This is a genomic window from Ensifer sp. 22460, from assembly GCF_052044935.1.
Lineage (GTDB): Bacteria > Pseudomonadota > Alphaproteobacteria > Rhizobiales > Rhizobiaceae > Ensifer.
In genome coordinates, this window is the sequence record NZ_JBQENZ010000001.1 from 272045 (window position 1) to 284882 (window position 12838).

Consider the following 12838-nt stretch of genomic DNA (forward strand, 5'->3'; position numbering starts at 1 on the left):
CTCTTGATGCGAATGAGCTGCGGCGGGAGCCCGCGGCCGGGATGTTCGTGGCGATCGGAACCGCGGATGGGAAAAGCTCAGAACTTGACCTGCGGCACCGCGCGATCGGCTTCGTTGGTGATCTCGAAATAGCCGGCTTTGACGAAACGGAAGGTGTTGGCGATCAGGTTCGACGGGAAGCTCTCGACCTTGACGTTGAGATCGCGGGCAGCGCCGTTGTAATAGCGGCGCGACATCTGGATCTCGCCCTCGATCGTCTCCAGTGAGCGCTGCAGTTCGGCGAAATTCTCGTTGGCCTTCAGATCCGGATAGGCTTCGGCAAGCGCGAACAGCTTGCCGAGCGCTTGGGACAGCGCGCCTTCGGCCTGAGCCCGCCCCTCGACATCGCCTGATGGCACCGCTTGCGCCCGGTTGCGCGTGGCGATCACCTCTTCCAGCGTCGACTTCTCGTGCGCCGCGTAGCCCTTCACGGTTTCGATCAGGTTGGGGATGAGATCGGCACGACGCTTCAACTGCACATCGATGCCGGACCAGGCCTCCTCGGCGATCTGCCGCGCCTTGACGAGACCGTTATAGACGAAAACCAGATACAGGATCACGACGACGGCGATTGCCAGACCGATCATAGGGTGCCCTCCAAAATTGCCCGGCCGAGATTAGCACCGGCTTTCAAGCTGCAAAGGCCTTTCTACCGCAATTGCGCGGAGAAACGCATTCCTCCCCAACTGTCGCTGCGAACGGAGGCATTGCGCATACCCCTCGTGAACACAGTGTTCGCGTGCGGCGTCCAATCCCTGTTCCTGCGGGAACGGCAGCATTGCTGACCTTCAGCCATATTCCAATCCAGAGAGCAACTCCTGGAAAACGAAGCTAAGGTCATGAAAACGTTCGCACCCCTCATCAACGCAATCGCCTTCACGGCGCTTTTCGTTGCCTATGCGAACGTGTCCATCGCAGAGGAAAAGCCGGTCGGTGTTCGTCGCGCCTTACAGACCTATGCGGGTCAGATCTACACCGGCGCCTACCCCACGCTGGACCAGGCCAGCAAGGCCGCCGCCATCGTCAAAGTTGTTTGATCAAGCAAGGATACGGCCAGCGATATGCTCGGCGGCCTCATTGGCGCCAAGCGTCGTTACATCGATCTCGACTACCGCGTGACCATTGCCCCGCAGCAATCTGTGTTTGGCCCTAAGGTCCAAAAGGATCGCGGGATCGGTCAGCTTGTTTTGCTTTGACCGCCCGGCCCGTGTCAGCCTCTTGAGATTTTCCTCGACATCGCAATCGATGACCACCGCCACGAAGCGGGCGCCGCGCAGGCGCGCAAGCTCGGCGTAGTCTTCGAAGGCGCGGGTGTCGGAGGCGTCATCCGAGAGCGCATCGGTAAAAACGACGAATTGTTCTGCCGGCGCCCTCGCCAAATGGTCCAACACACTCTCACGGATCGCCGCGCGCAGAGATCGATAGAGCGGTGTGCCGCGCGCAAACAGCGCCTCGGCCGGATTGATCAGCGTGTGGTTGTCGGCAAGCCGCGCGCCCAGCCTTTCGGCCAGATGGCGCGCGATCGTCAGTTTGCCAGTTCCGGGCCAGCCGTTGATGTGAACGACGAGGCCGGACCGTTGCGTGGTCAAGCCGCGTCCCGGTTGAAGTTCGCGCCACCAGCGTCGGTCAGCAGGAAGGCTTCGCCGCAGGCCTTGGCCAGCGTACGGACGCGCAGGATGTAGCTCTGGCGTTCGGTGACCGAGATGACGCCACGGGCATCGAGCAGGTTGAAGACATGGCTCGCCTTGATGCACTGGTCATAGGCGGGGAAGACGCATTTGTGCAGCTGATTGTTGCTGTGATCGCCGGGTGCGCCGGCCGCCAGCAACGCCTGGCACTCCGCTTCGGCATCGATGAAGTGCTGATGCAGCATGGCGGTGTTGGCGTATTCGAAATTGTAGCGCGAATATTCCTGTTCGGCCTGCAGGAAAACGTCGCCATAGCTGATCTTCTCGGCGCCTTCGCGGCCGTTGAAATTCAGGTCGTAGACGTTGTCGACACCCTGGACATACATGGCCAGGCGCTCGAGACCGTAGGTCAGTTCACCGGAGACCGGCGAGCATTCGATGCCGCAGACCTGCTGAAAGTAAGTGAACTGCGACACTTCCATGCCGTCGCACCAGCATTCCCAGCCGAGGCCCCAGGCGCCGAGCGTCGGGCTTTCCCAGTCGTCCTCGACAAAGCGGATATCGTGCAGCAGCGGATCGAGGCCGATCGCCTCCAACGAGCCGAGATAGAGCTCCTGCAGGTTGGACGGGTTCGGCTTCAGGAGCACCTGGTACTGATAGTAGTGCTGCAGGCGGTTCGGGTTTTCGCCGTAGCGGCCGTCGGTCGGGCGACGCGACGGCTGCACATAGGCGGCACGCCAGGGGCGCGGACCAAGCGCGCGCAGGGTCGTTGCCGGATGGAAGGTACCGGCGCCCACTTCCATGTCGTAGGGCTGCAGGACGGCGCAACCCTTGTCGGCCCAGTAGTTGTGCAAAGTCAGGATCAGGGCCTGAAACGAGCGCTTCGGGTTCATATGATCGGGCAGAGTGGTCATGGATCGCGTCCGGATTTCTTCATAAAAATTGAGCCGGACAGGTGCCACGCCTGATGAGAAGGGTCAAGCAACTACAGCGCCGGCCCGCCAATTAGACGCGCCGGAGCCTCCGCGCCCTTTGATCTCGCTACTCGTCGTCGCGTTTCAGCCTGTACTCACCGGTCTCCGGATCCTGGACCAGCGTGCCCTGCGCCCCGGTCCGCTCCTCGCGGCGGGTCTGTTCACGCTGGCGCGTCAATTTCTGCGCGTCGGCCACGAACTTGCGATAACCGAGCCAGAAGATGAAACCTGCGATCAGGAGCAGGATGAGTTGCGGCATTTTTCCTCCAAGGCCATGGCGCGCGGGCTAGGGCGTTTCCGATCAAAGGAGCCGGTGAACGCCCTATCTCATTGTTTCTACGCGATTCCGGGTGCGAAACCGTCTTACAATTTCGCTGGAATTGCTTGGGCTCAAAGCCCGAACCGCGCCCACAATGCCCTTTCCTCGATTGCTTCGGCAAGACCCGCTGCCGCCGACGCCGCCAAGGGCTCGACAAGGGCGCCGGCAACGGCCGTGCCGGTCTGCCGTCGGCCGAAAAGGCTGCGCACCGGCTGGATGAGTTCTAGCCGCGCCTTGTCGCCGTAACGCTTCTTCACCTCGCCGCGCAGATCGCCAAGACCGTCGATTAGCCCCAGCTCCAGCCCGCGCCGGCCAGTCCAGAAAAGGCCGGAGAAGATATCCGGATCATCGGCGAGCATCTGTCCGCGACGCGCCTTCACCATCTGGATGAAGGTATCATGGATGTCGAGCTGCAGGTTCTTCAGAAACGCGATGTCCTGCTCCTTTTCCGGCTGGAACGGGTCGAGCATCACCTTGTTTTCGCCGGCGGTATAGACGCGTCGTTCGACGCCGATCTTCTTCAGCAGCTCCGGAAAGCCGAAACCGCCGGAAACGACGCCGATCGAGCCGACAATCGAGGTCGGATCGGCGATGATCTCATCGCCGGCGAGTGCGATCATGTAGCCGCCGGACGCTGCAACGTCCTCGACGAAGATCAGGACGCGCTTCTTCTTCTCCTGGGCGAGGTCCCGGATACGCTGATAGATCAGGCGCGACTGCACCGGGGAGCCGCCGGGCGAATTGACGGAGATCGTAACCGCAGGCGCTTCCTTGATTGCAAAGGCCTTTTCCAGAAGCGGTGCCGCCGTTGCCAGGTTGAGCGCCGGCCGGAATTGCCCGCCGCCAGCCATGATCGCACCGTGAAGCCGGACAACGGGGATCGTCACGCCTTCCCTGCGAAATCGCCTCGGCAACAACCGTCTCAGGAACGCCTTCATTTCAACTCCTGCCTACTGGATCGCTTTGGAGCAGCGTGAGGAAAACGGCATGGCACCTTTCCTCATGCCGCTCCGATGGCCAAATGTATTGGCCCATCCATGGCATGTATGCACTGCCACGACAAACGCAATGCCGCATACGGTAAATCAGCGGCGGCGATAGGCGGCACGACCGTTGTTGAGATCGTCGACATGATCAGCGAAGCGATGCCCCTCCTCATGCATGACGAGTGGCGCGCGCAACACCAGCCGCTTGCGGCTCTGCTTGATCGCCGTCACCAGGATGCGCACGGCGTTTTCGCCGACGCGCGGATGCAGCGCCGTGATCTCGATGCCGCCGAAGCGGCGGCCGCAGGCGGCGATGATCTCGGCGATCGATTCCGGCCGGGCAATCAACGACAGTTGCCCGCCCGGCTTCATGATCGCGCCAGCCGTCTTCACCCAGACCTCGAAGAGCCCGTCGCTCATCGCATGGGCCTCAGCCTTGAGGCTGTCCGGCGTCTTGCGATCGGAAGCGTCGTTGAAGGGCGGATTCATGATCACGTGGTCGAAGCTGTCATCCGCCAGACCCGCCGCGACACGCGCCTTGCCGGCAAGCGAGACATCGGCCTCCAGCACCGAGACCCGCGAAGCAAAGCGGGCATTCTCAGCCAGCAGCAGGCTGCGACGGGCATACTCCGCCATGATCGGTGAGCGCTCCACCAGCACCACCTCCGCAGCTGCGATCCGCGAAGCGACGGCCATGCCGGCGGCGCCCGCACCGGCGCCAAGATCGGCGATGCGGCAGGGATGATCCGAGGAAACGAGCGATGCCAGCAGCATCGCGTCCATGCCCGAGCGATGTCCCTGCCCCAGCGGCTGAACGACATGGAACTTGCCGCGATGGAAGGCATCGACGGTTTCGGTTGCGGCCGCCAGCACTGGGTCCGAGTTCACGACCGCAACTCCGCCTCGAGCCCGGCGTCGATCAATATCCGCCGCGCGGCTTCCGCGTCCTCGTCCGCGACCAGAAAACGGCGGGGCAGCAGGCCGAGCGAGCCTTCCAGAATGCTCATCCCCTGATCGGCGATGAGACTTGCGATGCCGGCATCCTTCATCAGGCTCTCGGCAAAGGAGAGCACGACGGCATCGTTGGTACGGATCAATTCCTTCATCCGGCGGTTTTTCCTGTCCTATTTCAGCAAGCGGGACAATTCGCCTCTTGCCGCACGGGACACCCCTTCCTATTGTCGAAAGCGACAATGAAAACAGGAGTCCCGGTGTGGGCGTAGTGATACCGCTGGAAGACAGCAAAAACAAACAGGCGTCCGTTAAGCCGCTCGTCGACCTGACAGCGCCGGACATGGAGCGCGTCAACCAGCTCATCCTGTCGAAGGCCGGTTCCGACGTTCAGATGATTCCCGAAGTCGCCAACCACCTGATTTCTTCCGGCGGCAAGCGCCTGCGCCCGATGCTGACGCTCGCCTCCGCCTCGATGTTCGGCTATGAGGGCGACGCCCACGTCAAGCTCGCCACCAGCGTCGAATTCATGCATACGGCGACGCTGCTGCACGACGATGTCGTCGACGAAAGCGACCTTCGCCGCGGCAAGTCCACCGCGCGCACGATCTGGGGCAACCAGGCGAGTGTTCTTGTCGGCGACTTCCTGCTCGGCCAGGCCTTCCGCATGATGGTCGATGTCGGCTCGCTCGACGCGCTCGACGTGCTCTCGACGGCTGCTTCCGTCATCGCCGAAGGCGAAGTTCTCCAGCTTTCCGTCGCCAAGAACATGGAAACGACCGAGGACGATTATCTCCAGGTCATTCGCGCGAAGACCGCGGCACTCTTTGCCGCTGCCGCCGAAGTTGGACCGATCGTCGCCCAGACGAGCAAATCCGACCGCAATGCGCTGAAATCCTACGGCATGAACCTTGGCCTCGCCTTCCAGCTCGTCGACGACGTGCTCGACTATGGCGGCTCGTCGAGCGACCTCGGCAAGAATGTCGGCGACGACTTCCGCGAAGGAAAGATCACGCTTCCGGTGATCCTGTCCTACCGCCGCGGAACGGCAGAAGACCGGGCCTTCTGGCGCGAGGCGATCGAAGGCGGCGACAGCAGCGATCAGAACCTCGAAAAGGCGCTCGGCCTGATCAAGCGCTACGGCGGCTTGAGCGACACCATCGCGCGCGCCCAGCACTACGGCACGATTGCCCGCGATGCGCTGGCACCGCTGCCGGCGTCCCCCTGGAAGTCGGCGCTCACGGAAGTGATCGACTTCTGCATCGACCGGGTAAGCTGACGGGACCTCAACCCTACCGGGACGACCGACAGGATTTTCTTGCCGCATTGCGCCAAAAAAGCCATTCTGTTCCTCAAGAGTTGCGCTGGGCTATATGTGGCTGACTCCGGAAACAACCCTCAGTGGTGCGCAAGACCGAGCAATCGGCACGAAAGGTTTGACATGCGGCAAATGACGATCCTCCGCCTCCTTAGCGGCGCAGCACTGCTGGCTCTCGCCGCAGTCAGCGGCAGCCACCAGGCCTTCGCGGAAGACAAGGTCGCCGCTGTCGAGGAAAGCGAACCCTTTGACATCAAGACGGTGAATACTTTCGCCGGCGCCTTCCTCGCTGCCCGTACCGCCGATACGGACCGCGACTTCGCGTCCGCCACCGAGCTCTACAAGATCGCGCTGCAGTTCGAACCAAACAACAACGACGTCAAGCAGCGGCTGATGATCACCCTGCTGATGGCCGGCCAGTTCGATGAAGGCGCCAAGATTGCCGAGCAGCTGAAGTCAGACCCGGCCGTCGAGCGCATCACCACCGTGATCCGCGCGATCGAAGCGATCCGCAAGCGCGAGTATCGCAATGCGCAGAAGCTCCTCAACTACCAAGGCCCCAACGATCTCGACCGGCTGATGAACGGCCTGCTTTCCGCCTGGGCGAAGTTCGGCCAGGGCAAGCCGAAGGAAGCGCTGGCACAGATCAACGGCCTGGAGGGCCCCGACTGGTTCCGCGTGTTCAAGAACTATCATGCAGGCGCGATCGCGGTTGCCGCGGGCGACAAGCAGACCGCACGGACCAGGCTCAACGATGCCATTCTGGATCGGGAAGGCGGAAGTGCTGCGCCTGACACCTTCATGCGGGCGGTCGAAGCGCTCGCTCGTTTCGAGGCGCGCGAAGGCAACAAGCAGAAGGCGCTCGATACCGTCGCCGTCGGCGAGAACATGGTCAACAACTACACGCCGCTGCAGGCGCTGAGGACCGACATAGAGAACGGTGTTCCGCAGGAACAGCAGGTCAAGAATGCCAGCCAGGGTGCTGCGGCCGTGCTCTTCTCGATTGGTGCTGCGCTCAATCGCGACGGCGCCGAGGATATCGTTTCGCTCTATCTGCAGACCGCCCGCCGGCTCGACCCCGACAGCGCCGACATCCTCGTGATGCTCGGCGGCATCGCCGAAAACCTGAAGAAGCCGAACGAGGCGATCGAGCTTTACAAGGCTATCCCGGAGACCTCGCCGATGCGGCGCGTCTCTGAACTGCAACTCGGCCTGAGCCTGGCCAGCATCGGGAAAGTCGACGAAGCGAAGAAGCACCTGAAAGCGCTGATCGACGTCGATCCGAAGAACATCCGCAACTATCTCGCCTATGGCAGCGTGCTCTCCGACGCCAAGGACTACAAGGAGATGGGCACGCTCTACGACCAGGCCGTCGAACAGATCGGACCGGTGCCGAAGCGCAGCGACTGGACCGTGTTCTTCCAGCGCGGCATTGCCTACGAGCGCCAGAAGCTTTGGGACAAGGCCGAACCGAGCTTCAAGAAAGCGCTGGAACTCAACCCGGACCAGCCGCAGGTTTTGAACTATCTCGGCTATTCCTGGGTCGACATGAACATCAATCTCGACGAAGGCCTCGAGATGATCCGCAAGGCGGTCGAACTGAAGCCCGACGACGGCTACATCGTCGATTCGCTCGGCTGGGCCTATTTCCGCATGAACCGCTTCGACGATGCGGTGGTGGAACTGGAAAAAGCGGCTGAACTGATGGCCGGCGACCCGACGATCAACGATCACCTCGGTGACGCATACTGGCGCGTCGGCCGCAAGCTCGAAGCGGTGTTCCAATGGACGCAGACGCTTGAGCTGAAGCCCGAGGAAGCCGAGATCCCGAAGATCAAGGCGAAGATCGAAAACGGCCTGCCGCCGCTGAAGGAAGAGGTTCCGGCCTCCGCCGATGCCAAGGAAACCGCGCCGAAGAAGGTGACCCCGGAAGCGGAAGCGCCGGCGCCGGACAAGAAGTCCTGATCGATCCATGATTGATGACGGCATCGCGGGCTTCACGCTGACGCGCGCGGCGCCCGCAAAGATCAATCTGGCGCTCCACGTCGTCGGCCAGCGGGCCGACGGCCACCACCTTCTCGAAAGCCTCGTCACCTTTGCCGATCGCGGCGACAGGATCGGCTTTGCATCGGCAGACGCCGACCTCTTTACCGTATCGGGGCCCTTTGCCGCAGAACTGCCCATGGATGCCAGCGCCCAGGGCGGCAATCTGGTCCTAAAGGCGCGAGACGTCCTGCGTGAGGAACTGCGGTCCCGCAACCTCGCCGCTACCGGCCCTGTTCATCTGCATCTCGAAAAGAATTTGCCCCTCGCCTCTGGCATCGGCGGCGGCTCCGCCGACGCGGCGGCGACGCTTCTTGGGCTTCTCCAACTTTGGCACGCCGCGATCGAACCCTCCCGCCTCGATGCAATGGCATTGGCGCTCGGCGCCGACGTACCGATGTGCCTCGCCGGCATTCCTCTCGTGGCGAAAGGCATCGGTGAGGACATCACGCCGCTTGCCGACCTTCCATCCCTGCCCCTCGTACTGGTCAATCCGCTCGTTGCCGTTTCGACGCCGGTGGTGTTCCGGACGCTCCCGAACAAGACCAATGCGCCGCTCGTTTTGCCTCAGGCTTCGGGAACGCTCGACGCGTGGCTGGCGGCAATGGCAACGATGCGCAACGATCTGCAGCCGCCGGCGCAGCAGCTGCAGCCTGTCATCGGCGACGTCTGCCAGTCGCTGATGGAGGCCGGGGCCCTGCTGGTTCGGATGTCGGGCTCAGGCGCCACTTGCTTCGGCATTTTCGACAACGGTGAGCGTGCGGCTGCGACAGCGCGTACTCTTTCGGAGGCGCAGCCCGGCTGGTACGTTCTCGCCTGCAACACGATAGGAAGAGGCAAGTAGAATGGCTGGCATCGACGAAAAACGCCCCTTCGTTCCCGTCGGAATTGCTGTCCTCACGGTGTCCGACACCCGCACGCTCGCCGACGACAAATCGGGCGACACGCTGGAGGCGCGGGTGCGCGACGCAGGTCATCGCCTGGAAGCGCGCGCGATCGTGCCGGACGATCGGGCGCAGATTTACGACCAGGTGAAGGCCTGGACGCTCGAACCGACGATCGACGTGGTGATCACGACCGGTGGCACGGGCTTCACCGGCCGGGACGTGACGCCGGAGGCGCTGGAGCCGCTGTTCGAAAAGCGCATGGACGGCTTCTCCGAGGTTTTCCATCGGATCTCCTACGAGAAGATCGGCACCTCGACGATCCAGTCACGCGCAACTGGCGGCGTTGCCAACGCCACCTTCATTTTCGTTCTGCCCGGCTCACCCGGCGCCTGCCGCGATGCGTGGGACGGCATATTGAAGCAGCAGCTCGATTACCGGCACATGCCCTGCAATTTCGTCGAGATCATGCCCCGGCTCGACGAGCACCTCAAACGCGGTTAAGCCCGGATCCTCCACGTCCCATCGCACTTTCGGCCCGTCTGTTACCTTTGGAACTGACAGCCATTTTTCGTGCCTTTAGCGTCCGATCATCAGCCCACCGAAGATCGGACGCCGCACGTTTCTCTTCAGGCTGCAAAGACGCCTCCCCGCCGATATCCCCGGGCGGGGAGAACAAGGGGATACGACGTGCAGCCAGAATGCTGCCCGGCAAGAAATTTACCAGACAAGGTCATTTGAGAGCCACCTTGAGGTGCCGTCCCTGGGACTGGCACCTTTTTAGTGCACGGTGGTCAGGAGCGTCCCGGCGTCGGCTTGCTTTCGGTGACGACCCAGGCCGGAACGAGCTCCGTCGAGAGTTTGCGGACCGCCCGGACATTCGTCATGTCGCCGAGGCATCGATTGCCATCGGCCGCTGCGAGCGCATCATGTTTGTTCACCAGGAAACCCGTTTCCAGCGGCTTTCTTCGCCGGATCAGGCGGCGGAAGAACGGTTTGCGGTGCATTCTGGAATCGGAGAAGCGCGCGGGCGCCCTGTTGAGCGAGACGTATTCGGCAAGCTCGTCGATCCACCGGCCGATCGGACGGGCACCGGGTTCGAGCAGCATCAGCCATTCGCCGCGCGCCGAACGCACGACGTCGCCGAGATTCCAATCGACGTGAAAGCGGCAGCCGGCCGCTTCCGCCACACGCGACGAGCCGTCCTTGGAGCCGTGATCGAGGACAATCACATCACTGACGAGGCCCTCCACGGCGCCGGCGACGAGCACCGACAGCGTCTGCACCAGCTCGGCTTCGTTGTCCCGCGTTTCCATGATGATCGTCAGCATAGCCCGTCCTACCGCATCACACTCACAATTGCTACATGCACTGCTGGCTTGGCTGAAAACCAAACCGGGGAGCACGAAACTCCAAACGTACTGCTCCCGCTTTTTGTTCTTGAATTGTTCTCGTATTCGCGATAGGAAAATAATCAGAACAAAACGGGATCAAAGATCTGATTCCGGGGAGATTCCAATGAACGAGCTGTCTCAGATCAGGCAGGGTGCGCTTGCGCCCGCCAATACGGCAGATGTCGCCGAAGCGATGATGAGCGCAACAGGCTTGCGGATCGATATCGACCGCCGCCGCGGACGCGGCGCCGGGCTCAACACGTCCGGCCGCTTCGAGCCGCAGGCGCGGGAAAGCTTCGACGACGGCTGGGAAAGCCTGGAAGATCTGCCCCCCTTCAAGACCGAAGTCCAGGTCGAGAAGCCGCGGACGGTGATCACCCGAAATGAATCTCCCGATATCTCCTTTGACCGTTCGATCAACCCCTATCGCGGATGCGAGCACGGCTGCATCTATTGTTTCGCCCGCCCCACACACGCCTTCATGGGCCTGTCGGCGGGTCTGGATTTCGAGGCGAAGCTCTTCGCCAAGCCGGATGCCGCGCGGCTCCTGGAGCGCGAACTGGCGCGACCGGATTACAAGGTCAGGCCAATCGCCATCGGCACCAACACCGATCCCTATCAGCCGATCGAAAAGGAATGGCGCATCATGCGCCAGATCCTCGAAGTGCTGAGGGACGCCAACCACCCGGTCATGATCGTCACCAAATCGGCGATGGTCACCCGTGACATCGACATCCTCGCGCCAATGGCCGAGAAGGGACTGGCGCGGGTCGGCATTTCAGTCACCACGCTCGAGCGCAAGCTGGCGAGGACAATGGAGCCCCGCGCCGCAACGCCGCCCAAGCGGTTGGAGGCGATGCGTGCCATTGCCGAGGCCGGCATCCCCGCCGGGGTTCTCGTCTCTCCGATCATCCCGGCGCTCAACGACCATGAGATCGAGCGGGTTCTCGAAGCGGCAAGGACGGCCGGTGCGACGGAGGCGAGCTATGTGCTGTTGCGCTTGCCGCTCGAAGTCAGCCCGCTGTTTCGTGACTGGCTTCTGCGCAACTATCCGGACCGCTACCGCCACGTCATGTCGCTCGTCCGCTCCATGCGTGGCGGCAAGGACTATGACGCCGAGTTCGGCAAGCGCATGAAAGGCGCCGGCCCCTATGCCTGGCAGATCGGCCGCCGCTTCGATCTCGCCACCAAGCGCCTCGGCTTCAACCCGACACGCCGCCAGCTTCGCGACGATCTGTTCGTGCCGCCGCTCGGAACGGGGGTGCAGCTCTCGCTTCTTTGAAGGTTTTCCGGAATGGCCTGCGTGATGGCTGTTCCGGGTTTGTGGCCAGCGATAGGCACCGAGGATGCCCGGGGGCAATGGGGGAGTTTTCGTTACCGCCCCTCAGGCAACCCGGTGTGAACGCTAGAAGGTCGCAAAACAGTTCCGGTGCCCCGCCCCCGCCTGGGGCATCGGCCATCCCCCCGTCCGCCGCCGCACTCGGACCTGGGGGCTTGAAGAGAATCGGTCGATCATGCGAATTAGACTTATGTCTCGCAGGTCGTCCGATTCTCCCCTTTTTCCCGATATCATCGAAGCACCCGATTTCAGTTTTGAACTCTCGGCAAGAGGTGATGGATTCTGGCCGGTCGCCGGCGCCGATGAAGCTGGTCGCGGTCCGCTCGCAGGACCGGTCGTAGCGGCTGCGGTCATTCTCAATCCCGACGCCATTCCCGAGGGCCTCGATGACAGCAAGAAGCTCAGCGCGCAGGCGCGCGAGAAGCTGTTCGACGAAATCCTCGCGACATCGGAGGTATCGATCGCCTCGGCCTCGGCCGGCACGATTGATGCCACGGATATCCGCAAGGCAAGCCTGGAGGCGATGCGACGCGCAGTGGCGGGTCTTCCCTCGACCGTACGCTTCGTACTCGTCGACGGCCGCGACGTGCCGCCCGGGCTTTCATGCCATGCCAAGGCAGTCGTAAAGGGCGACGCACGGTCGCTATCGATTGCCGCCGCTTCGATCGTCGCCAAGGTTACGCGCGATCGCATGATGGCTCGCGCCGACCTCGCGCATCCCGGCTACGGCTTCGCGCTCCATGCCGGCTACGCGACCGTAACCCACCGGCGCGCCATAGAAACGCAAGGTCCCTGCGCCCTGCACCGCATGAGCTTCCGGCCCCTGCGGCAGGATTAATGGCGGCTGAACGGTTCTTGGGAGCGCCGATTCTAGCTCGCCAGCTTGCAGAAGAAATCTTGTCTGACACAACAGCGCGTGCCCATAGGGCCACGCGCCGATGAATATGCGCGCGTAAAGTTTTA

General features: G+C 62.4%; 15 protein-coding genes. 7 read left to right on the forward strand and 8 right to left on the reverse strand.

Annotated features, from left to right (window positions below; all coding sequences use genetic code 11):
* Window positions 1-77: 77 nt before the first annotated feature.
* Entirely contained in the window at window positions 78-626 is a 549-nt protein-coding gene (locus ACTJKM_RS01325) for a LemA family protein (RefSeq protein ID WP_440659861.1), read from the reverse strand.
* Window positions 627-878: 252 nt separating this feature from the next.
* Here ACTJKM_RS01325 and ACTJKM_RS01330 point away from each other — a divergent pair, with 252 nt between their 5' ends.
* Window positions 879-1076: a hypothetical protein gene (locus tag ACTJKM_RS01330; protein ID WP_440659862.1), complete on the forward strand. Its 198-nt coding sequence runs from the start codon at window positions 879-881 to the stop codon at window positions 1074-1076.
* On the opposite strand, the gene ACTJKM_RS01335 is transcribed toward ACTJKM_RS01330, so the two are convergent.
* The 6 genes from ACTJKM_RS01335 to ACTJKM_RS01360 all read right to left on the reverse strand — a co-directional run bounded on the left by ACTJKM_RS01335 (window position 1077) and on the right by ACTJKM_RS01360 (window position 5052).
* Window positions 1077-1628: an AAA family ATPase gene (locus ACTJKM_RS01335; RefSeq protein WP_440659864.1), complete on the reverse strand. Its 552-nt coding sequence runs from the start codon at window positions 1626-1628 to the stop codon at window positions 1077-1079.
* Window positions 1625-2581: a glycine--tRNA ligase subunit alpha gene (locus tag ACTJKM_RS01340; RefSeq protein ID WP_058320416.1), complete on the reverse strand. Its 957-nt coding sequence runs from the start codon at window positions 2579-2581 to the stop codon at window positions 1625-1627. Before ACTJKM_RS01340 ends, ACTJKM_RS01335 begins: the two co-directional genes overlap by 4 nt.
* A 127-nt stretch (window positions 2582-2708) precedes the next feature.
* The gene (locus tag ACTJKM_RS01345) at window positions 2709-2900 is read right to left on the reverse strand and encodes a hypothetical protein (protein WP_113131948.1); all 192 of its coding nucleotides are present in this window, start codon (window positions 2898-2900) and stop codon (window positions 2709-2711) included.
* A 131-nt stretch (window positions 2901-3031) separates the two neighbouring features.
* Window positions 3032-3898, reverse strand: a complete 867-nt coding sequence (locus ACTJKM_RS01350; protein ID WP_057250793.1) for a S49 family peptidase — start codon at window positions 3896-3898, stop codon at window positions 3032-3034.
* Window positions 3899-4045: 147 nt separating this feature from the next.
* Entirely contained in the window at window positions 4046-4834 is a 789-nt protein-coding gene (locus ACTJKM_RS01355; RefSeq protein WP_057250794.1) for a tRNA1(Val) (adenine(37)-N6)-methyltransferase, read from the reverse strand.
* A complete protein-coding gene (locus ACTJKM_RS01360) occupies window positions 4831-5052 on the reverse strand; it encodes a putative signal transducing protein (protein ID WP_057250796.1) in 222 nt (73 codons plus the stop codon). Before ACTJKM_RS01360 ends, ACTJKM_RS01355 begins: the two co-directional genes overlap by 4 nt.
* 107 nt (window positions 5053-5159) lie before the next feature.
* Between ACTJKM_RS01360 and ACTJKM_RS01365 the strand changes: the two genes are divergently transcribed.
* The 4 genes from ACTJKM_RS01365 to moaB all read left to right on the forward strand — a co-directional run bounded on the left by ACTJKM_RS01365 (window position 5160) and on the right by moaB (window position 9646).
* Window positions 5160-6176 carry a polyprenyl synthetase family protein gene (locus ACTJKM_RS01365; protein WP_058320418.1) on the forward strand — a complete coding sequence of 339 codons (1017 nt, stop codon included), beginning with the start codon at window positions 5160-5162 and terminating at the stop codon, window positions 6174-6176.
* Window positions 6177-6338: 162 nt separating this feature from the next.
* Window positions 6339-8180, forward strand: coding sequence for a tetratricopeptide repeat protein (locus ACTJKM_RS01370; protein ID WP_057250800.1), 1842 nt, complete (start codon window positions 6339-6341; stop codon window positions 8178-8180).
* Window positions 8181-8187: 7 nt separating this feature from the next.
* A complete protein-coding gene (locus ACTJKM_RS01375; RefSeq protein ID WP_440659867.1) occupies window positions 8188-9102 on the forward strand; it encodes a 4-(cytidine 5'-diphospho)-2-C-methyl-D-erythritol kinase in 915 nt (304 codons plus the stop codon).
* Between the two features lies 1 nt (window position 9103).
* Window positions 9104-9646 (forward strand): molybdenum cofactor biosynthesis protein B, encoded by a 543-nt coding sequence (gene moaB, locus ACTJKM_RS01380; protein WP_057250805.1) that lies wholly within the window; start codon window positions 9104-9106, stop codon window positions 9644-9646.
* Window positions 9647-9936: 290 nt separating this feature from the next.
* Here moaB and ACTJKM_RS01385 read toward each other — a convergent pair whose 3' ends face one another.
* Window positions 9937-10473, reverse strand: a complete 537-nt coding sequence (locus ACTJKM_RS01385; protein WP_058320419.1) for a hypothetical protein — start codon at window positions 10471-10473, stop codon at window positions 9937-9939.
* Window positions 10474-10660: 187 nt separating this feature from the next.
* On the opposite strand from ACTJKM_RS01385, the gene ACTJKM_RS01390 reads away from it, so the two are divergent.
* On the forward strand, window positions 10661-11818 hold the full coding sequence (locus tag ACTJKM_RS01390) for a PA0069 family radical SAM protein (RefSeq protein ID WP_057250809.1): 1158 nt from the start codon (window positions 10661-10663) through the stop codon (window positions 11816-11818).
* A gap of 247 nt (window positions 11819-12065) precedes the next feature.
* On the forward strand, window positions 12066-12713 hold the full coding sequence (locus tag ACTJKM_RS01395; protein ID WP_057250811.1) for a ribonuclease HII: 648 nt from the start codon (window positions 12066-12068) through the stop codon (window positions 12711-12713).
* The last annotated feature ends 125 nt before the right edge of the window (window positions 12714-12838 follow it).